Origin of the sequence: Microbacterium testaceum StLB037, assembly GCF_000202635.1 — a bacterium.
In the GTDB taxonomy this organism is placed as follows: domain Bacteria; phylum Actinomycetota; class Actinomycetes; order Actinomycetales; family Microbacteriaceae; genus Microbacterium; species Microbacterium testaceum_F.
The window spans coordinates 1,832,259-1,851,105 of record NC_015125.1; the positions used below are offsets into that span (position 1 = coordinate 1,832,259).

At 69.4% G+C, this 18,847-nt stretch carries 21 protein-coding genes; 16 read left to right on the plus strand and 5 right to left on the minus strand.

Translation table 11 applies throughout. The features are described from left to right. The first annotated feature begins 128 nt into the window (after window positions 1-128). The 16 genes from MTES_RS08370 (at window position 129) to MTES_RS08445 (ending at window position 13,720) form a co-directional block, all read left to right on the plus strand. Window positions 129-1,094, plus strand: a complete 966-nt coding sequence (locus MTES_RS08370; RefSeq protein ID WP_013584808.1) for a carbohydrate ABC transporter permease — start codon at window positions 129-131, stop codon at window positions 1,092-1,094. Next, entirely contained in the window at window positions 1,094-1,930 is an 837-nt protein-coding gene (locus MTES_RS08375; protein ID WP_013584809.1) for a carbohydrate ABC transporter permease, read from the plus strand. Before MTES_RS08370 ends, MTES_RS08375 begins: the two co-directional genes overlap by 1 nt. A 160-nt stretch (window positions 1,931-2,090) precedes the next feature. Further along, complete coding sequence (locus MTES_RS08380; protein ID WP_013584810.1) at window positions 2,091-2,885, plus strand: TIM barrel protein; 795 nt, start codon at window positions 2,091-2,093, stop codon at window positions 2,883-2,885. Then, the gene (locus MTES_RS08385; protein ID WP_013584811.1) at window positions 2,882-4,396 is read left to right on the plus strand and encodes a GMC oxidoreductase; all 1,515 of its coding nucleotides are present in this window, start codon (window positions 2,882-2,884) and stop codon (window positions 4,394-4,396) included. The genes MTES_RS08380 and MTES_RS08385 overlap by 4 nt, the downstream gene beginning before the upstream one ends. Window positions 4,397-4,486: 90 nt before the next feature. Then, window positions 4,487-4,888: a C-glycoside deglycosidase beta subunit domain-containing protein gene (locus MTES_RS08390; RefSeq protein ID WP_013584812.1), complete on the plus strand. Its 402-nt coding sequence runs from the start codon at window positions 4,487-4,489 to the stop codon at window positions 4,886-4,888. Then, window positions 4,885-5,985: a sugar phosphate isomerase/epimerase family protein gene (locus MTES_RS08395; protein ID WP_013584813.1), complete on the plus strand. Its 1,101-nt coding sequence runs from the start codon at window positions 4,885-4,887 to the stop codon at window positions 5,983-5,985. The genes MTES_RS08390 and MTES_RS08395 overlap by 4 nt, the downstream gene beginning before the upstream one ends. Before the next feature lie 112 nt (window positions 5,986-6,097). Further along, complete coding sequence (locus MTES_RS08400; RefSeq protein ID WP_013584814.1) at window positions 6,098-7,150, plus strand: sugar phosphate isomerase/epimerase family protein; 1,053 nt, start codon at window positions 6,098-6,100, stop codon at window positions 7,148-7,150. A 26-nt stretch (window positions 7,151-7,176) separates the two neighbouring features. Beyond that, complete coding sequence (locus tag MTES_RS08405) at window positions 7,177-7,959, plus strand: nuclear transport factor 2 family protein (protein ID WP_013584815.1); 783 nt, start codon at window positions 7,177-7,179, stop codon at window positions 7,957-7,959. Window positions 7,960-7,967: 8 nt separating this feature from the next. Continuing rightward, entirely contained in the window at window positions 7,968-8,384 is a 417-nt protein-coding gene (locus MTES_RS08410) for a C-glycoside deglycosidase beta subunit domain-containing protein (RefSeq protein WP_013584816.1), read from the plus strand. 38 nt (window positions 8,385-8,422) lie between these two features. Then, entirely contained in the window at window positions 8,423-9,583 is a 1,161-nt protein-coding gene (locus MTES_RS08415; protein ID WP_043362470.1) for a Gfo/Idh/MocA family protein, read from the plus strand. A gap of 14 nt (window positions 9,584-9,597) precedes the next feature. Then, window positions 9,598-10,602 carry a sugar phosphate isomerase/epimerase family protein gene (locus MTES_RS08420; RefSeq protein WP_013584818.1) on the plus strand — a complete coding sequence of 335 codons (1,005 nt, stop codon included), beginning with the start codon at window positions 9,598-9,600 and terminating at the stop codon, window positions 10,600-10,602. Window positions 10,603-10,605: 3 nt separating this feature from the next. Beyond that, entirely contained in the window at window positions 10,606-11,478 is an 873-nt protein-coding gene (locus MTES_RS08425; protein WP_013584819.1) for a ThuA domain-containing protein, read from the plus strand. A 156-nt stretch (window positions 11,479-11,634) separates the two neighbouring features. Next, complete coding sequence (locus tag MTES_RS08430; protein WP_013584820.1) at window positions 11,635-12,621, plus strand: Gfo/Idh/MocA family protein; 987 nt, start codon at window positions 11,635-11,637, stop codon at window positions 12,619-12,621. A gap of 144 nt (window positions 12,622-12,765) precedes the next feature. After that, on the plus strand, window positions 12,766-13,029 hold the full coding sequence (locus MTES_RS08435) for a type II toxin-antitoxin system prevent-host-death family antitoxin (protein WP_043361233.1): 264 nt from the start codon (window positions 12,766-12,768) through the stop codon (window positions 13,027-13,029). Next, window positions 13,026-13,286: a type II toxin-antitoxin system RelE family toxin gene (locus tag MTES_RS08440; RefSeq protein ID WP_013584822.1), complete on the plus strand. Its 261-nt coding sequence runs from the start codon at window positions 13,026-13,028 to the stop codon at window positions 13,284-13,286. Before MTES_RS08435 ends, MTES_RS08440 begins: the two co-directional genes overlap by 4 nt. Continuing rightward, window positions 13,283-13,720, plus strand: a complete 438-nt coding sequence (locus MTES_RS08445; RefSeq protein ID WP_013584823.1) for a GNAT family N-acetyltransferase — start codon at window positions 13,283-13,285, stop codon at window positions 13,718-13,720. The genes MTES_RS08440 and MTES_RS08445 overlap by 4 nt, the downstream gene beginning before the upstream one ends. A 104-nt stretch (window positions 13,721-13,824) precedes the next feature. Here MTES_RS08445 and MTES_RS08450 read toward each other — a convergent pair whose 3' ends face one another. From MTES_RS08450 to MTES_RS08470, 5 genes are all read right to left on the minus strand, one after another. Beyond that, entirely contained in the window at window positions 13,825-15,132 is a 1,308-nt protein-coding gene (locus MTES_RS08450; protein WP_043361238.1) for a cytochrome P450, read from the minus strand. A gap of 268 nt (window positions 15,133-15,400) precedes the next feature. Beyond that, the gene (locus MTES_RS08455) at window positions 15,401-16,390 is read right to left on the minus strand and encodes a sugar phosphate isomerase/epimerase family protein (protein WP_013584825.1); all 990 of its coding nucleotides are present in this window, start codon (window positions 16,388-16,390) and stop codon (window positions 15,401-15,403) included. Beyond that, a complete protein-coding gene (locus tag MTES_RS08460) occupies window positions 16,387-17,346 on the minus strand; it encodes a sugar phosphate isomerase/epimerase family protein (protein ID WP_013584826.1) in 960 nt (319 codons plus the stop codon). The genes MTES_RS08455 and MTES_RS08460 overlap by 4 nt, the downstream gene beginning before the upstream one ends. Next, window positions 17,343-18,353 (minus strand): restriction endonuclease subunit R, encoded by a 1,011-nt coding sequence (locus tag MTES_RS08465; protein WP_013584827.1) that lies wholly within the window; start codon window positions 18,351-18,353, stop codon window positions 17,343-17,345. Before MTES_RS08465 ends, MTES_RS08460 begins: the two co-directional genes overlap by 4 nt. Further along, window positions 18,350-18,763: a hypothetical protein gene (locus MTES_RS08470; RefSeq protein WP_043361240.1), complete on the minus strand. Its 414-nt coding sequence runs from the start codon at window positions 18,761-18,763 to the stop codon at window positions 18,350-18,352. The genes MTES_RS08465 and MTES_RS08470 overlap by 4 nt, the downstream gene beginning before the upstream one ends. Between the last annotated feature and the right edge of the window lie 84 nt (window positions 18,764-18,847).

An 18,847-nucleotide genomic window follows, 5' to 3' on the forward strand; every position in this document is an offset into this window, starting at 1 on the left:
CGCGGGGCTCCCGCCTTGTTATGTCGAGCATCCATCTCACTAATGTGTCTTTTCGACACAAGGGTGCGATAGTCGGAGAACCGGCGCTCGACGCAACGGAGCGCAATGACGAAGAAGTCAGAGAGCAGATGACTGTGACCATCGAACAGGACACCACACGGACGCTCACCGTGCCGCCCAAGGCGCGGCGAACGTCCCAGCGGCCGGTGCGCGGGGGCAAGCCCCTCATCAGCTACGGGCAGTGGTGGTGGGCCCTCCCCGCCATCCTCCTCGTGCTCGGCGTGCAGTACGCCGCGACCCTGACCGGCGGGTTCTTCGCCTTCACGAACTGGACCGGCCTCGGCTCCTTCGAGATCACCGGCTTCGACAACTTCGCGAAGATCTTCGCCGATCCGCAGCTGCTCGGCGCGGTGTGGAACACGCTCTTCCTCGCCTTTGGCTCGGTCATCATCACCAATGTGCTGGGCCTGCTGTTCGCCCTCGCGATCAACCGCACGCTCAAGACGCGCTACATCCTGCGCACCCTTCTCTTCATGCCGGTGGTGCTGAGCCCGCTCGCGGTGGCGTACGTCTGGAAGTTCATCTTCCAGTTCAACGGCCCGCTGAACGGCTTCCTCGGGGCGATCGGCCTCGAGGAGCTGCAGAAGACCTGGCTCGCCGACCCGACCTGGTCGATCTGGGCGATCCTCATCACGGTCGTCTGGCAGCAGACGGGCTTCACGATGGTCATCTACCTCGCCGGACTCGCCTCGGTCCCCGTCGAGGTCGAGGAGGCGGCGGCGCTCGACGGCGCGGGCGTCTGGGGACGCTTCTGGAACGTCGTCGTCCCCGCCATCCGTCCCTCGATCGCCATCGCCACGACGCTCGGGCTCATCCAGGGCCTGCGCATCTTCGACCAGATCCTCGCCCTCACCGGCGGCGGTCCGGCGGGTGCCACCGAGACGCTCGCCACCGAGGTCTACAAGAACGCGTTCTCGCTCGGGCAGTTCGGCTTCGGCTCGGCGCTCGCGCTCGTGCTCACCGTCATCATCTTGGCGTTCGCCATCCTCCAGCAGTACGTCACGCGCGACCGCGAGGTCGGGAAGGTCTCCTGATGTTCCGCTACACGAAGTTCACGGCCGTCCGCGAAGTCCTGGTCTGGGTCGTGACCCTGATCGGTCTGCTTCCCCTCTACATCCTCGTCGCCACCGCGCTGAAGAGCGACAAAGAGGCCCTGTCCAGCAGCGCGGTCGCTCCGCCGACGAGCATCGACTTCAGCGCGTTCGTCTCGGTGCTGACCGCGACCGGGCGCAACAGCATCCCGATGAGCATCCTGAACAGCGTCATCATCACCGGCGGCGCGATCCTCGGACTCGTGCTCTTCGGCTCCGTCGCGGCCTACGTCATCGCGCGCCGCACGCGGAAGTGGACGACCATCACCTACTACCTCGTGCTGATCGCGATCATCCTTCCCGCCCAGCTCGGAACGGTGCCGCTGTACATCGGAGCGCGTTCGATCGGCTTGACCGGCAACGCCTTCGGCATGATCGTGCTCTGGGTCGGCATCCTCATGCCCCTGTCGGTCTTCCTCTACGCGAGCTTCTTCCGGGGACTCTCTACCGAGTACGAGGAGGCGGCCGTCATCGACGGGGCCTCGCCGGTGCAGGCCTTCTTCCGGGTGGTGCTGCCCCTGATGGCCCCGGCCACCGGCACCGTCGCGATCCTCGCGGGTCTCATCGTCTGGAACGACTTCTTCAACTCGCTGATCTTCCTCGGCGGCTCCACCACGCAGACCCTGCCGGTGGCCATGTACACCTACGTCGGCGGACTGGTCTCGGCCTGGAACAAGATCTTCGCCGTCGTGATCATCTCGATGATCCCGATCCTGCTCTTCTACATGTTCGCCCAGAAGCGCTTCATCCAGGGCTTCGCCGGCGGCTTGAAGGGCTAGCGCTTTTTCCTCACGGAGGCCGACCGCCGGCCTCACGGGCTAGCGCCCTGTCTACATGGATGCCGGATCACCGGCCTCATGGGCTGAGCCTGCCCAGATGGATGCCGATCGGCATGGCATCCGTCGATCGTCGTGCCCGCGTCTGTCGAAAGGACACCCCGTGTACCAACTCGCCCCCAACATCGAACTCCTCTTCACCGAGGCCGGCGACTACCACGACCGCGTGCGCGCGGCCGCGGCCGCGGGCTTCGACGCCGTCGAGATGTGGGGTCCGACCGGCGTCGACGCCCCGGCGACTCCCAAGGACCTGCCCGCGCTCAAAGCGGCGCTCGAGGAGACCGGCGTGCAGCTCACCGCGCAGCTCGCCGAGCCCCGCACGCAGTTCATGATCCCGCCGTGGGACCACTCGGAGTTCTTCCGCAAGCTCGACGAGGGCGTCGCGATCGCCCGCGACCTCGGGTGCCCCCGCATCGTCGTCGGCAGCGGCACCGGCTTCGGGGGGTGGAAGCGGCAGGTGCAGCTCGACAAGCTGATCGAGATCTACACGAAGGCGATCGCTCAGATCGAGGGATCGGGCGTCGGGCTCGTGCTCGAACCGGTCAACGTCCGTGTCGACCACCCCGGCTCCCTGCTCGACCGCACGGCCGAGGCCGTATACGTCGCTCGCGGCGTCGACTCGCCGCGGTTCGGCGTGCTGTACGACATCTATCACTCGGCCGTCGAGGGCGAGGACATGGAGGCGGAGCTCGCGAACGCCGGCGACCTCATCCACTACGTGCAGCTCGCCGACGCGCCGGGCCGCGGCGAGCCCGGCACCGGTGACCTCGACTGGGTCGAGCGCTTCCGCCTCCTGCGCGACAGCGGCTACGACGGTCCCGTCGGCCTGGAGTACTACCCGACCACCGCGTCGGAGGCGTCGGTCGCGCACGTCGTCGAGATCGCGCTCGCGGCATGAACGCGCGGCGGTATCCGGAAGCGGTCGACGTCGTCATCGTCGGTAGCGGCCCCACGGGCTCGGCCTACGCGCGCATCCTTTCGGAGCGTGCGCCGGGCGCGACGATCGCGATGTTCGAGGTCGGCCCGACGGTGTCGGACCCGCCCGGCGCACACGTCAAGAACATCTCCGACCCCGCCGCCCGCGCCCGCGCGCAGGTCGCGTCGGAGGGCCCGGGCGAGCGCGGTGCGAAGGTCGCCAATCCCGGGGCCGCGAAAGCCGGGGTGCGAGGTGCCCGCCCCGGGACGTTCCTCCTGGAGGACGGCTACGCGTTCGAGGGTGAGGACGGCCTTCCGGTCGTGGCGATGTCGAGCAACGTCGGCGGCATGGCGGCGCACTGGACGGGCGCGTGCCCGAGACCCAACGACAGCGAGCGCATCGACTTCGTCGACGACCTCGATGAACTGCTCGACGAGGGAGACCGGCTGCTGGGGGTCACCCGGAACGCCTTCGACTCCGCTCCCTTCGGGGCGATCGTGCGCGAGCGTCTCTCGGCGGCCGTGGACGCGGGGCGCGTCGACGAGACGAAGGTGCAGCGGATGCCGCTCGCCGTGCACCGGCGTGACGACGGTCGCCTGGTGTGGTCGGGCTCGGACGTCGTACTGGGCGAGGCGACGCGGAAGAACCCGGGATTCTCGCTGTTCGACGAGTCCCTCGCGGTGCGCGTGATCGTCGAGGGCGGCCGCGCGGCCGGTGTCGTCGTGCGCGATCTGCGAACGGGCGAGGAGCACCGGGTGACAGCGCGCTTCGTGGTGGTCGCGGCCGATGCGCTGCGCACGCCGCAGCTGCTCTGGGCGTCGGGGGTGCGCCCGCAGGCCCTCGGGCGGTATCTGAACGACCAGGCTCAGGTCGTCTTCGCCTCTCGCCTCCGGGACATGCCGCCGCTCGCCGCGGACGCCCCGACGGCGGGCCTCGCGGAGTACAGCGGCGTCAGCTGGGTCCCCTTCACCGACGACATGCCCTTCCACGGGCAGATCATGCAGCTCGACGCCTCGCCCATCGCGCTCGCCGAGGACGACCCCGTCGTCCCGGGGTCGATCGTGGGGCTCGGACTGTTCTGCGCGAAGGATCTGCAGGCCGACGACCGCGTGGTCTTCGACGATGATCACGCGGACGGATACGGGATGCCGGCTCCCCGCATCCACTACCGCCTCACCGCTCGTGATCACGAGGTGGTGGAGCGGGCTCGTCGCGAGATCGTGCGCTTGGCCGAGGCCATCGGTGACCCGGTCGGCGACCGACCTTTCACGCTGCCGCTCGGCTCGTCCCTGCATTACCAGGGCTCCACGCGCATGGGCGTCGTCGACGACGGGACGAGCGTGTGCGACATCGACAGCGAGGTGTGGGGCGTGCCGGGGCTCTTCGTCGCGGGCAACGGGGTCATCCCCACGGCGACGGCGTGCAATCCCACGCTGACCTCGGTCGGCCTGGCGGTCCGGGGAGCGCGCAAGATCGCGGCATCCCTCTCCTGATTTCCTTGCTTATGCAGGAATCAGACAATAGAGTGTAGAAATCAAGACAAAGAGGTCCGCGGCTTCGGTCGCACCGACGAGGAGGTCATCGTGATCCCGGATCGAATCATCGAGCAGGGGACGCTCACCGCCCACGGCGGCCGTGCGTCGGTGGAGGTGCGCCTGCCGTGGTACCGGGCGCTGCCGGCATCCTGCATCTCGGGGGCGAAGCTTTCGATCGACGGGGTCGAGGCGCCCGCGGACTCGCTGCGCTGGCGGATGAACGGCGAGGAGTTCACGTTCGCCGACATGAAGACGAACACCCAGCAGTGGTGGTTCCCGACCGACTCGGCGGTTCTGTCCGGAGACGTGTCGGTGGATGCCGGGGAGCACGAGGTGCGGGTCGACCTCGAGCTCTACATCCCGTACATCATCATCTCGGATGACAGCTCTGCCGACAGTGTGCTGCACATCGAGGAGCACGACACCAAGACGATGGAGGTCGCGGCATGACCGCTCTCGGCACGCCCATCCAGGGCGTCACGCTCTACAGCTTCACGCGCGCGTTCCACGGCCGCGAGTACGACCTCGACCAGCTCATCCGCAAGACGGCGGCCGAGGGCTTCGGCCCGGGGCTCGAGATCATCGGGTTCTCGAGCTTCCGCGGGTTCCCCGAGATCGACGACCACTTCGCCGGGCGCTTCAGCGACCTCGTCGACGAGGTGGGGCTCGTCCGCACCTCTCTCGCGGTCAACGCCGACATCGGCCTGCGCCCCGACAAGCTGATGGACCAGGACGAGCTCCTCGCCTACATGCGCAAGCAGATCGCGGCGGCGGCGAAGCTCGGCTTCCCCATCGCCCGCGTGCAGATCTCGATCACGCCCGACTCGATGGAAGCCCTGGCCCCCATCGCGGAGGAGTACGGCGTCACGCTCGCCCTCGAGGTGCACGCCGACCAGTACGCGTCGCATCCGCGCATCCTGGCGCTGCGCGACCGCTATGAGAAGGTCGGCTCGCCCTTCCTCGGCTTCACGATGGACTGGGGCGCCACCGTCACCGGCTTCGCCCCCTCGCTCATCGAGGCGTACCGCCGCCGAGGGGCCTCGGAAGAGTTGCTCTCGGCCGTCGTCGCCCTGTGGGACGAGTACTACGAGCAGGGCCCGCCCGTCGACCAGGCCGACCACGGCCAGCGCTTCGGCAGGTTCATCGGCCTCGGACACCAGTACGGCCGCCCCGACCTCGGCATCGACTTCGGCATCAACGGCACGGGGCTCTTCGGCCCTGCGCGCGTGGACGACTGGCTCGAGATCATGCCGTGGGTCAAGCACGTGCACGGCAAGTTCTTCGGCATCGACGAGAACGGCGACGAGCCTTCGGTGCCCGTCGCCGACCTCATCACCCTGCTCGTCGAGAACGGCTACAGCGGAGCGGTGTCGAGCGAGTACGAGGGCTGGCACTGGAACCACTGGCAGAGCCCGTTCGAGATCATCCGCGGCGAGCAGGCGATCCAGCGCACCGCGGCCGAGGCGGCCGGATCGCGCATGATCACGGATGCCGCCGAGGCCCGCCGCGTCCTGGACACCCACCTCGCGCACGCCGTGCGCGCCTGACCCTTCGACAGGCTCAGGGACCGCCCTTCGACAAGCTCAGGGAGCCCGGCCGAGGTGGCTGAGCTCGTCGAAGCCACCGGAACCACCTCCCGCACACGACCCAAGGACCGAAATGACGGACACCACCGGCATCGCCGGAACAGGCATCACGCTCGGCACCACGCTCTACTCGATGACGAGCGAGTTCGCCGCGGGCCTCTACACCCCCGAGACCCTCATCAAAGAGGTGCACGACCAGGGCATCGGCCCCGGTGTCGAGTTCAACTTCGCGCAGCTGCTGCGCTCGTACCCCGACGTCGACGCCGACTTCGTCACGCTCTGGTTCGACTCGCTCGAGAAGTACGGCGTCGAAGCCAGCGCCGTGGGCACGAATCTCGACATGGGGCGGCGCAAGGACCGCGACATGACCCCGGACGAGGAGCACGACTTCTTCGCGCGACAGCTGAAGTCGGCGCACACGCTCGGGTTCAAGAGGGTCGTCATCCGTTCGGCGGGCAAGGAGCTGCTCCGCCGCCTGCTGCCCCTCGCCGAGAAGTACGACCAGAAGCTCGGCTATGAGATCCACGCCCCCTCGGGTCCCAACGACCCGAAGGTGCTCGAGATCCGGGAGGTGTATGAGGAGCTCGGCAGCGACCGCCTCGGCTTCACCGCCGACTTCTCCTCGACCATGCACTCTCTGTCGCCGACCCTGCTGCGCACGCTCGGGCAGATGGGCATGGACGAGAAGCACTTCCCCGTCATGGAGGAGATCTGGCACGAGCCGACCCCCATGCACGTGCGCAACCAGAAATTCGAGGACTACCTCTCGAGCGAGGGCGTCGACCCCCTGCGCTTCGGGCCCTTCACCCGCCTGGCGTTCAACATGCACGGGCTCGTGCCGCCGGAGGAGTGGCTCGACATCATGCCGCAGATCTTCCACGTGCACGCGAAGTTCTACGACATCGGCGCCGACGGCGAGGAGCCCGCCATGGACATCCCCCGCATCGTGAAGCAGTTCGTGATCGGCGGGTACGAGGGCTACCTCTCCAGCGAGTGGGAGGGGCACGCCTTCAGCGACCTCGGCGAGAGCGACCCCATCGATCTCGTCAAGAAGCAGCACGCGCTCATGCGTCAGGCCATCGAAGACACCGTCGCGGAGCGCGCGAGCGCGAACCAGCCCGCGTGACACCGAACCATCACGAAGGAGTGAAAATGTCGAACACCACCACGGAAAGCTCCGTTTCCGAGCTCGTCGCAGAGGTCGCCCGCCTGCGCGAGCAGGTCGAGGCCGCCCACGCCCTCGCGCAGCGCGCCGAGGACCGCGGCCAGGTCGAGAACCTCTTCAACCGCTACATGTTCCTGCACAACGCGTTCGAGGACGAGCAGATCATCCCGATGTGGGTGAAGGAGGGCACCGAGGGTATCCGCGCGCGCTACACCAACGCCGGTCAGTACACGACCTGGCAGAGCGTGACCGACTACCACCGGGGCCGCCCCCACCCCGAGGGCAAGCTCATCCTCCACACCACGAACACCCCGGTGATCGAGGTCGCCGCCGACGGCAAGACCGCCAAGGGCGTCTGGCTGATGGCCGGCACCGAGTCGGGCCTGACCGACCCGAGCGTCGCCGAGGCGTTCCCCGACATGTACTCGCCCGAGGAGGTGCTCGGCAAGAAGGTCTGGGCGCACTGGGTGTGGTGCAAGTACGCCATCGACTTCCTCAAGCAGGACGGCGAGTGGAAGTTCTGGAAGTTCCGCTGCTACGAGCTGGCACGCGCGCCGTTCGAGGAGAACTGGGTCAGCTTCGGCCTGAAGAATCAGGGCGCCTTCGACCTCGACCTCATGTACTTCGGCGACGACGGCAAGCCCGTCTTCATGCCCCCGGCCGACGAGCCGGTGCCGTCGACCAACCACCCGTACAGCCCCGAAACCACGCAGAAGCTCGAGCCCGTGCCGCCGGTGGCTCACGACCGCTTCACCGACACGTTCGCCTAGGAGCCCTCATGGCCACCCACAACTCGCTCTTCGCCGAGAAGGACGTCCGTCGCACGGACGACGGTCTCGCGGTCTCGGTGCAGCTGCCCTGGTACCGCAGCCTCTGGCTGTCGGCCGTCGACGACGTCGGGGTCTCGGTCAACGGCGTCGCGGTGCCGAAGGACGACCTGCGCTTCGCGCTCGAGGGACGCGAGTATCGCGTCGAGGAGCTGCCCGAGCAGTCGGAGACGCTCTGGTTCGTCGCGGATCGCCCCGACGTGCTCATCCACCTCGACACCCCGCCGGCGGCGGGCGAGGAGATCACCGTCGAGGTCGTGCTGACGATGCGTCTGCTCTACATGCAGATCATGCCGGGCGTCGACGGCGGCCCCGGTCGCTACGTCACGAACCGGGTGCCGGTCGAGCGTGAGCTGGTGTTGTCGTGACCCGTCGACAGGCTCAGGGTCCCGCGCTGCGCGTCGCCATGATCGGCTACGGCTTCATGGGGGCCGCGCACTCGGTGGGTTGGCGCCAGGCGCCGCGCATGTTCGACCTGCCGCGCGCGGTCGAGATGACCGTCGTGGTGGGCCGGAACGCGGATGCCGTGGCATCCGCCGCCGAGAAGTGGGGATGGGCCGAGTCGGCCACCGACTGGCGCGAGATCATCGCGCGCGACGACATCGACATCGTCGACATCGTCACCCCCGGTGACTCGCACGCCGAGATCGCGATCGCGGCGCTCGATGCCGGCAAGCACGTGCTGTGCGAGAAGCCCCTGGCCAACACGGTCGCCGAGGCCGAGGCCATGGCCGAGGCGGCCGCGCGAGGCCGTGCCCGTGGCATCCGGTCGATGGTGGGATTCACGTACCGTCGGGTTCCCGCCGTCACGCTCCTGCGCGACATGATCGCGGAGGGCGCGGTCGGCACGGTGCAGCAGGTGCGCGCGGCCTACCGGCAGGACTGGCTCGTCGACCCCGAGATGCCGCTCGCGTGGCGCCTGCAGAAGGAGCACGCCGGTTCCGGTGCGCTCGGTGACATCGGCGCGCACATCATCGACATGACCCAGTTCGTGACGGGTCTGGGCGTGGAGCGGGTGTCGGGCACGATCGACACGATCGTCGAGGAACGCCCGCTGCAGGCCGCGGGATTGGGCCTGTCGGGGGCGGCGGGCGAGGGCTACGGCGCCGTCACGGTCGACGACGTCGCCATCTTCACCGGGCGCCTGGCGAACGGCGCCCTGGTCTCGTTCGAGGCGACGCGCTTCGCGACCGGCCGCAAGAACGCCCTCACCATCGAGGTGTCGGGCGACCGCGGAGCCCTCGCGTTCGACCTCGAAGACCTCAACAGCCTGCGCTTCTACGACCGCACCGCGCCCGAGGGGCGTCAGGGCTTCACGCAGGTGCTCGTCACCGAGCCGCAGCACCCCTACGTCTCGGCATGGTGGCCCGCGGGGCACATGCTCGGCTACGAGCACGGTTTCAGCCACCAGGTCGTCGACCTCGTCACCGCTGTGGCGGACGGCACCGACCCGCACCCCTCGTTCGACGAGGGACTCAGCGTTCAGCGCGTGCTCGACGCGGTCGAGCGCAGCAGTGACAACGATTCGGCCTGGACCGGCGTCGCCGCCGGCGTCCCGGTCGCCTGACGCGAAGGAGCATCATGGCCCGCCCGATCACCCTCTTCACCGGCCAGTGGGCCGACCTGCCATTCGAAGAGGTCGCCCGTCTCGCCGGAGAGTGGGGCTACGACGGCCTCGAGATCGCCTGCTGGGGCGACCACATCGATGTCTCGCGGTGGGACGACGCCGACTACGTCCAGTCGCGCCGCGACATCCTCGAGAAGAACGGCCTGAAGGTCTGGACGATCTCCAACCACCTCGTGGGCCAGGCCGTGTGCGACGACCCCATCGACGAGCGGCACCACGACATCGTGCCGCCGCGCGTCTGGGGAGACGGGGATGCCGAGGGCGTGCGGCAGCGCGCGGCGGAGGACCTCAAGAACACGGCGCGCTTCGCCGCGAAGCTCGGGGTGAAGACGGTCACGGGCTTCACCGGGTCGAGCATCTGGAAGTACGTCGCGATGTTCCCGCCGGCCTCCGACGCCATGATCGAGCGAGGCTATGCGGACTTCGCCGCCCGGTGGCATCCGATCCTCGATGTGTTCGAGGAGGTCGGCGTGCGCTTCGCGCTCGAGGTGCACCCGTCCGAGATCGCCTACGACTATTGGACGGCGAAGAAGACGCTGGATGCCATCGGCCACCGGAAGAGCTTCGGCTTCAACTTCGACCCCTCGCACTTCGTGTGGCAGCAGCTGGACTCGGTCGCGTTCGTGCTCGACTTCGCCGACCACATCTTCCACGTGCACTGCAAGGAGTCGACGACCAACCTCGACGGCCGCAACGGCGTGCTCGGCTCGCACCTGTCGTGGGACAACCCGCGTCGCGGGTGGACGTTCGTCTCGACCGGTCACGGCGATGTGCCGTGGGAGCCGCTCTTCCGCGCGCTGAACGCGATCGGCTACGACGGCCCCACGAGCGTGGAGTGGGAGGACGCCGGCATGGACCGCCTCGTCGGCGGACCCGAGGCGCTCGCGTTCGTCCGCAAGCTCGGCGAGATCACTCCGCCGCACCAGTTGTTCGACGCCGCGTTCTCGCAGAAGGGCTGAGGCATGACCGACGTTCTGAACGTGCTCATCCTCTCGGGGCACATGACCATCGAGCACGACAACGCCCACCGCAGCTTCCGCCTGCACAACCAGTGGATCACGACGCTGCTGGAGGACACCGGACGCTTCAAGGTGCGCGTCGTCGAAGACCCGCGGGGGCTGCCGGCGAGCGTGATCGACAAGTACGACGTGCTCATCGTCATCTTCGAGGGACGCGACGGCTACCACGACATGGCGACCGGCTTCGGCGAGGAGACGGATGCCGCGATCCTGCGCTTCGTGCACGACGAAGGCAAGGGGATCGTCTGGTTCCACGGCTCCGCTGCGCAAGAGGACCGCTGGGGCTACCCCGAGGAGTACAACGTCATGCGCGGAGCCAAGCTCAGCGCGTGGGAGACGGGCCTGCGCCCCCGCCCGTGGGGCGAGGCGCAGTTGCACACGACCGAGCCGCGGCATCCGATCACCGAGGGCATCAATGCCACCTGGACCGTCACCGGCGACGACATCCTCGTCGGCGTGCAGATGTACGAGGGCGCCCGAGTGCTGCTGACGACGTTCGACGACCTCGAGGCGTACGAGAAGGCACCCGTGTGGCCGATGTCGCACTACCCGGTCGACATTCCTGAGGGCGGCATCGCCGACCTGCCGGGCATCAACACCGAGCAGCCTCTAGCGTGGATCAACGAGTACGGCGCCGGCCGGTCGTTCACCATCACGATCGGTCACGACATCGACACGTTCCGCCGCATCGAGTTCATCCGCATGTTCCCGCGCGGCGTGGAGTGGGCGGCGACGGGCGAGGTCTCACTGACCGGCCCCGACCGCCGCGGCGACCGCCGCATCAACCCCTGGCCGTACTACAACGGCGAGGGGTGAGCCGCGCCCCGGCGCGTCGGCGCGCGCGGGTGCGTGCCCCGGCGCGTCGGCGTGCGGGTTCGTACCCCCGCGATAAACGCTCTTCCTCGCGAGAAACGCGGTGTGGCGGCGTTTATGGCGAGGAACGGCGTTTATCAGTGAGGGGGGGGGACGGGCATGATCGGAATCGGAATCCTCGGCGCGGGCGGCATCGCGGAGCGCGCGATGGTCGAGCCCGCGCGCGGCGTCGACGGGGTCGAGGTCGTGGCGATCGGGGCACGCGACCCCGAGCGGGCGCGCGCGTTCGCCGAACGCCTCGATCTGCCCGCGTGGGGCGACTACCGCGCCGTGCTGTCGGACCCGCGGGTCGACCTCGTGTACCTCGCGCTGCCGCCGATCGTGCATGCCGAGTGGGCCGTCCGGGCGCTCGCGGCGGGCAAGCACGTGCTGTGCGAGAAACCGCTGTCGGCCAACGGGACGACCGCCGAGCAGATCGCGGATGCCGCGGATGCCGCGGGCCGACGCGCCTTCGTCGGGTTCCACTTCCGCCGGCACGGCTTCATCCGCGAGCTCCTCGAGACGATCGCCTCGGGCGTGCTCGGCGAGGTGAAGCTGGTCGAGATCGACTTCAGCATCCCCCACTTCGTCGTGCAGCCGGGCAACATCCGCCTCGACGGCGACCTCGCGGGCGGAGCCGTGATGGACGTCGGCTGCTACGCCGTCGACCTGCTGCGCGCGGCCTTCGGCGAGCCCGAGGTCGTCATGGCGACGGCGCAGACCTACGACGCGGATCCCCGGATCGACCTGCAGACCGACACGGAGTTGCGTCTCCCCGGTGGCATCCCGGCCCTCCTGCGGGCTTCGTTCCTCGGTGACGACCAGGGCGCGATGTGGGTGCGCGTCGACGGTACGGCCGCTTCGCTTCTCGCGACGAGCGTGATCGTGCCGCAGTGGGGAGGGACGCTGACCGTGACGTCGTCCGGCGGCGAGGTCCTCCGCTCCGTCGCGGCGGAGCCGGGGGAAAACAGCTACGCGCGACAGCTCGAGCACCTGCGCGATGTGCTTTCCGGCGGGGCGGAGAGCGTCCTCGACGCCCGCCGAGGCGTCGGCACCATGCGCGTGGTCGACGCGATCTACCGCGCCGCGGGGCTGCAGCCGCGCTGACGCCGCTTGTCTGCCCGACGTCCGCTCCATCGAGTGTCCACAACACCCGGAAGCGCCCGTACCCGGGTCCGGGTGTCCCTGACGCTCGACGACGGAGTCGGGTTCATCTGTGTACACAACAGCGCCAGTTGCTACACTTGCGCCATGGACACCGTCACGACCGAACTCTCCACGCGCGAGCTCCGGAGTCAGCTGTCCGACGTTCTGGGTCGGGCGATGTACGCGGGCGAGCGTATCGGGGTGACCCGCAACGGCAAGCTGGCGGCGGTGGTCGTGAGCGTCGCCGACGTCGAAGCCCTCGAAGAGTTCGAGATGGCGCAGGACGTGGCCGCCTACCGTCAGGCGAAGAACGACGATGACGGCGTGCGTGTGACGCTCGATGAGCTGCGCGGCGACCTCTCGTCGTGAGCTATCGGGTCGAACTCACCTCCGCGGCGGCCCGTCAGGTGAGGAAGCTGCCGCGACCCGCTCGTGACCGAGTCGTCGAGGCGATCAGCGGCTTGCGAGAGGACCCTCACCCTCCCGCGGCGAAGAAGCTCGTCGGAGAGCAGACCGCCTGGCGTATCCGTGTCGGCGACTACCGGGTGATCTACGACGTCTTCGACGGCGACCTGCTCGTCACCGTCGTCCGGGCCGCGCACCGTCGAGAGGTGTACGACCGGTGACCGGGCAGTCATACGCGCCAGTGGTCGAGACGGCGACCCTCGCCGACATCGACGCGCTGCTGGCGTTCTGGGCGATCGCGGGCGAGAACGACGCGCGACCGAGCGACTCCGCCCCGGCCGTCGAGGCACTGCTCCGTCGTGACCCCGACGCGGTGCTCGTCGTCCGCGCCGAGGGCCGGATCGTCGGCACCGTCATCGCCGGCTGGGACGGGTGGCGCGCCCACCTCTACCGCCTCGCCGTGCACCCCGACCACCGCCGACAGGGGATCGCCCGGCTCCTGCTCGATGCGGCAGAAGCTCGTCTTCGCGCGCTGGGCGCCGGACGCTTCGACGCCATGGTGCTCGAGGGCAACGACCTCGGCGCGTCCGCGTGGGCGGCTCGCGGATACGCGCCCCAGCCCGAGTGGCGGCGCTGGGTGCGTTCCGCGCGCTGAGTCCGCGGCATCCGCGTCACGAGAACAGGGGATTGCGCCGGAGCAGGCTGCGCGCGAGGTGAATTGCCCTGTTCCGGGTGGATCGCCTGTTCTCGCGCGGACCGTCAGCCCCGGTGGAACGGGCAGCCCGACGGCGCGTCCGCGCGGCGCACCCGCCCGCCGGAGCGCGGCTTGGTCGGCATCCGGCGCCTGTTCACCTCGAGTCCGCGGCCCGAGATGCGCAGACGCGGGCCGCTGAGGACGGCGATGGATGCCGCGAGCCCGGCGATCGCGAGCTTCTCGCCGGGGCAGCGGTGACCGGTCGGCACGTCGCCGCCGCCGTGGGGGACGAAGGCGTGCAGCGCCTCGTAGTCGTCGACGCCGCGGAAGCGCTCGGGGTCGAATGTCGACGGTCGCTCCCACTCGCGCGCATCGGTGTCGGTGCCGAGGATGTCCAGGACCACTCGTCCGCCCGCCGCCACCCGCTCTCCGTCCAGCTCGACGTCGGTCTTCGCCCACGCCGGCAGCATCGGCACGAAGGGGGCGGTGCGGCGGATCTCCTGCGCGAACATCGTCGCGAGTTCGCCGCCCACGAGCGATCCGCGCTCGGCCGTCTCGACGGCGATGCGCTCGCGCCACTCCGGTCGGTCGTGCAGCTCCTTCGCGGCGAAGGCGACGAAACGAGAGACGGCGATCATCGGACGGAAGCTGTTCTGCAGCTCGATCCCCGCGCGCTTCGCCGGGAGCAACGCGCCGCCCTGGTCGCGGTGGTGCGCCCACGCGTGCAGCGCGGTGCCCTCGGCGGGGTCGAGCGTGCCCTCACGGACGGCGTCGATGAGCTCCGCGGCATGGCGATCCGACCACCGGCGGTTGAGCAGGGCGAGCGCGAACTCGGGCGAGTACGGCACGCCGAACCCGTCGACGATCTGCGCCTGCCGCCTCGCCCACCGCGTCTGCGCGGCCGCGGTTCCCGGAATGCCCGCCCACCGCATGATCGCCCGGCCCAGCGCTCCGACGGCGGCGTCGTACGCCGAGCGCTCCCCGCCCGCGACCCACGCGTCGAGCTCGCCTCGCCACTGCCGGTCGAGCTCGGGGAGCAGACGCTGCACCTCGGCGTCGTCGTACAGCACATCGACGAAGGTCGCCTTGCGGTGCCGGTGCTCGGCGCCGTCGAGGCTGTGCACCGAGCCGTGGCCGAAGAGCGACTCCTGGATGAAGGCGGGCATGGCCCCGTGGCGGCGGGTCAGCGACTCGTCGTAGAAGAGCCGCACGCCCTCTTCGCCGCGGACGAACAGCGCCTCGCGCCCGAGCAGGCGGAACGGCACCGCACGGGCGCCGCGGTCGGCCCGGCGCCACAGGTGCGCGCCGAAGCCGTAACCGCGGACCAGGAGCGAGAGCGAGTCGTCACGAAGGAGGGCGAGGGGGGATGCCATGCCCCCCACGGTTCCACGTAGGTCGAGGGGCCACCGAGGGGGCGGCGCGTTCTCGGCGCGTGTGGTACCGAGTCAGGTGCACAGGCGCCGCGACCGCCCCTCACGCGCCGGGCCGGGGTGGGCGCGCGGCGACGAGAACAGGGGGATGTCACCGGAGCAGGACGTCTCGGGACGGATCGCCCTGTCCTCGTGGCATCCCCTGTTCTGGTGACGGGCACAGCAGAGGGGCGGCGGCCGCACGGCCACCGCCCCTCCAGAAGACCGTCGATCAGGCCGGAACCCGCGCCCCCTCGAGGATCGGCCGCAGCACCTTCTGCACGTACCACCCCGCGACCATCGTGCTCTCGGCGGGGTGCGGGCTCTGGTCGGACTCGACCACGATCCAGCCGCGGTAGCCGTGCTCGGCCAGCGCGCCGACGAAGCCCTCGAAGTCGACCAGCCCGCGCTCGTCGCTCGGCTCGGAGAACCAGCGGAGGATCTTCCGCGAGCCGCCCTCCGTGCGGATGAACTGCTCCGCGTGCGGCGTCGTCGCCTCGGCGTCGTCGACCGTCTCGCGCGCGTCCTTCAGCTGGACGTGCACGACCCGATCGGCGTGCTGCCGATACAGCGCCACGGGGTCGATCCCCGCGATCGCGAGCTCGGCGGTGTCGATCGCGAGGCCCACGGTGTCGGCATCCGTCGCCGCCAGCAGACGGTGGATGCCGTCACCCAGCCGCAGCGCGGAGAGGAAGTCGACGTGCAGGCCCAGGGCGATGCCGTCCTCGGCGATGGCCGCGCCGACGGCGTTCCACAGGTTCGCCAGCACGCCGATCTGCTCGTCGGAGAGCGCCCCCGTCTGCCACGCCGACGGCGCCGCGCGCACGACCAGCACGCTCCCGCCCAGTCGGCGGATGGCATCCGCGAACCACCGCGCGGTGCGCACGATCTGCTCGACGGAGGCGGGGTCGAGCGGGTCGGGCCCGCGGCCCATCTCGACCTCGAAGCCGACGGAGGGGTCGTACACGTAGCTGCTCACGGCCTCGATCGCGCATGAGGTCAGGAACTCCCCGAACTTCTCGACCGAGCCGTACAGGTCGGCGAGCTGCTGCGGGGTGCCGAGCGGCTCCCACGCGCCGAAGCTCTCGGCGGTGAGTTCCACTCCCGAGAAGCCGCTGATCGACACGGTTTTGAAGGCGCGTTCGTGCTCGCGCGTGCGGACGAACGAGTCGATGTTCGTGTCCCACTGGTTGATGGCGTAGGCCCAGCGCACGTCGCTCATCGCGCGACCTCCTCGGCGTAGATGCCGTCCAGGACGTTCTTCGCGTACCACCGGGCGATCGCCGTGCTCTCGGCGTAGTCGCCGCCGAGCTTGTCGGCCTTGTCGTGCTCGACGCTGATCCAGCCGGTGTAGCCGTGGTCGCGGACGGAGCGCATCATCGCCTCGAAGTCGACGAGCCCCTCGTCGGTGCCCATCTCGTAGAACCACTTCTCGGTCGTCTTGGCCGACACCTCGGCGTCGGGGAACATCCGGTAGTCGTCGTTGACGTCCTTGTGCCGGGTGTCTTTGAAGTGGAATCCGGTCACGCGCTCGTGGTGCGCTTCGTACACGTCGACGGGGTCGACGTCGGCGATGCAGTGCTGAGCGGTGTCGACGAAGAACTTCACGTACCGCGGGTCGGCGTAGGAGTAGAACCGGCCGATCTGATCGCGCGTGCGGATGCCGGCGTAGAACTCGTGGTGGCAGGTGAGGTTCACGCCGTGCTGCTGGGTGAGCTCGCCGACCTTGCCCCAGATGTCGGCCGCGTGCTTGAGGCCGTCGTCGGGCACGCCCGCCTCGTCGAAGTACCGGGAGCCGGGCATGACGATGATGTTGTCCAGCTGGATGCCCGACCACATGTCCAGCGTCCGCTGGAAGTCCTCGAGGATCGTGCCGTGCGTCGCGGGAACCTCGGGCGCATAGCGGTCGGGGGAGTAGTAGACGCCGTGGAAGGTGTTGACGATGCGCTCGAGGCCCTGCTCCTGCACGAACTCCTGGTAGTTCGCGACGGACCCGTACTGCTCGAGGATCTGCCAGATGCGGAAGTCGAAGGTGTCGATCGCATCGAACCCGACGGCGGCGACCTGCTGCAGGAAGCGCTTCATCGCCAGGCGCGACTGCCACTGGTCGTAGGGCCCGGCGGGGCCCTGGGCCCGCCAGTGGTCCATGTAGCTCCACTTGATGGGTCGGTCGGTCATGGTGTGCTCGCTCTCGGAGAAGGTGCGGATGAGGGACGGTCGGAGAGGAGAGCGCCGGCCAGAGCGAGATGACGTGACGTCATCTCCCACGGGTCGTCGTCGAGCCACTCCTGGCCGCCCCACTCGCTGCAGAGCGTGCCGGTGAAGCCCGTCGCGGCGAGGGCGGCGCCCACGTCGCGAAGGGGGTCGGAAATCCGGTGGTCGGCGTCGTCCAGGTCCCAGAACTTCAGGTGCACCCCACCGAGGAGGGGGAGGACGGATGCCAGGTCGTGCACGTGCGATCGGCCGAAGCGCACGAGCAGGTTCATGTAGAGCGTGTGCACGGGGCCGGGCACCTGCCCCGATCGCAGCAGGTCGACGACCGCGTCGTGGGTCGCGGGATCGCGCCACTCGTCGCGCAGGCGACGGAGAAGGTCGGGACGGATGCCGCCGCGCTCGAGCCGTTCGAGGTAAGTCACCGGCAGTGCCGGCATGAGCATGCTGATGTCGAGCAGCAGGCGCACGTGCGGGGTGTCGAGCGCGGCGATGCGCCCGTAGGCCTCCGGACGGGCGGCGGGTGTCTCGTGGCCCTGCGCCTCCTCGTAGAGGACGAGGTCGAGTTCTTCGAGCAGCGGCACGAGCTCGTCGAGCAGTGCCCCGGCCTGGCCGATCGGCAGACGGACCCCCGCGGCTCCCGCCCAGGCCGCCGTGCGCAGCTGAGGTTCGAGGAACGCTCGGCGCTCGGCATCCGTTCTCCGCCTCCCGTGGTCGAACTCGTCGATGGAGACACCGACGATGCTGACGCGTCCGCCCGCGGCCGTGAGCCGGTCGCGGAACGCCTGTACGTCGACGGCCGGAGGGGAGGGGAACCCGCGCCACATCTGGCCCAGCTCGATCTCGATCGCCGGTGCGATGCCCTGTTCGACCAGCGTGAGGGCCAGGTCGGGAGCGGTGCGCTCGGCGCGGATCACCGCGGGCGTGAGGTTGAAGGCGCTGGCGGTCAGGGTCCAGCCGTCGGGGAGGCTCATGCGGCTTCTCCCACGTCCCGCGACACGCTCGCAGCGGCGGCGCGCGTCTCGAGCGTGCGGGTGACCGAGAACGGCAGGCGCAGCGGGGCATCCGGGCCGCCGGGCAGATACGGGATCTCGAGACGGAACGACACCGACACCTCGTGGATGCCGGGGGTGGTGGCATCCGGGATCTCCAGCACGACGCGATCTTGGAGATACCACCAGGCGTCCTCGGCGCCGAGGTCTGCGGGGGCGATGCGCCGCTCTCCGAGGACGATCGACGGCTCGTGCGGCTCGCCGTCGAGGTTGACGAGAGGTTCGATCAGGCTGGCGAGGGGAAGCGAGCGGATCCAGGGGAGCGAGAGGCGGACCTCGGTCACGTCGTCGGCGACGCGCAGGGCATCGTCGCGCAGAGCGGAAAGGGTCATCGCGGGCACGTCCTCGTGTCACAGCGCACCCGACGGCGCGCTTCCGCTTACAACCTACCTACTAAAGTCGAAATGCGGAAGAAG

What these genes read in the sequence shown, in the direction of transcription:
- MTES_RS08405 (WP_013584815.1), top strand. Translation starts at nt 7,177, where the DNA reads ATGTCGAACACCACCACGGAAAGCTCCGTTTCCGAGCTCGTCGCAGAG.
- MTES_RS08375 (WP_013584809.1), top strand. Translation starts at nt 1,094, where the DNA reads ATGTTCCGCTACACGAAGTTCACGGCCGTCCGCGAAGTCCTGGTCTGG.
- MTES_RS08425 (WP_013584819.1), top strand. Translation starts at nt 10,606, where the DNA reads ATGACCGACGTTCTGAACGTGCTCATCCTCTCGGGGCACATGACCATC.
- MTES_RS08450 (WP_043361238.1), bottom strand. Translation starts at nt 15,132, where the DNA reads ATGGCATCCCCCCTCGCCCTCCTTCGTGACGACTCGCTCTCGCTCCTG.
- MTES_RS08460 (WP_013584826.1), bottom strand. Translation starts at nt 17,346, where the DNA reads ATGACCGACCGACCCATCAAGTGGAGCTACATGGACCACTGGCGGGCC.
- MTES_RS08430 (WP_013584820.1), top strand. Translation starts at nt 11,635, where the DNA reads ATGATCGGAATCGGAATCCTCGGCGCGGGCGGCATCGCGGAGCGCGCG.
- MTES_RS08395 (WP_013584813.1), top strand. Translation starts at nt 4,885, where the DNA reads ATGACCGCTCTCGGCACGCCCATCCAGGGCGTCACGCTCTACAGCTTC.
- MTES_RS08465 (WP_013584827.1), bottom strand. Translation starts at nt 18,353, where the DNA reads ATGAGCCTCCCCGACGGCTGGACCCTGACCGCCAGCGCCTTCAACCTC.
- MTES_RS08415 (WP_043362470.1), top strand. Translation starts at nt 8,423, where the DNA reads ATGATCGGCTACGGCTTCATGGGGGCCGCGCACTCGGTGGGTTGGCGC.
- MTES_RS08385 (WP_013584811.1), top strand. Translation starts at nt 2,882, where the DNA reads ATGAACGCGCGGCGGTATCCGGAAGCGGTCGACGTCGTCATCGTCGGT.
- MTES_RS08470 (WP_043361240.1), bottom strand. Translation starts at nt 18,763, where the DNA reads ATGACCCTTTCCGCTCTGCGCGACGATGCCCTGCGCGTCGCCGACGAC.
- MTES_RS08455 (WP_013584825.1), bottom strand. Translation starts at nt 16,390, where the DNA reads ATGAGCGACGTGCGCTGGGCCTACGCCATCAACCAGTGGGACACGAAC.
- MTES_RS08410 (WP_013584816.1), top strand. Translation starts at nt 7,968, where the DNA reads ATGGCCACCCACAACTCGCTCTTCGCCGAGAAGGACGTCCGTCGCACG.
- MTES_RS08400 (WP_013584814.1), top strand. Translation starts at nt 6,098, where the DNA reads ATGACGGACACCACCGGCATCGCCGGAACAGGCATCACGCTCGGCACC.
- MTES_RS08420 (WP_013584818.1), top strand. Translation starts at nt 9,598, where the DNA reads ATGGCCCGCCCGATCACCCTCTTCACCGGCCAGTGGGCCGACCTGCCA.
- MTES_RS08370 (WP_013584808.1), top strand. Translation starts at nt 129, where the DNA reads ATGACTGTGACCATCGAACAGGACACCACACGGACGCTCACCGTGCCG.
- MTES_RS08435 (WP_043361233.1), top strand. Translation starts at nt 12,766, where the DNA reads ATGGACACCGTCACGACCGAACTCTCCACGCGCGAGCTCCGGAGTCAG.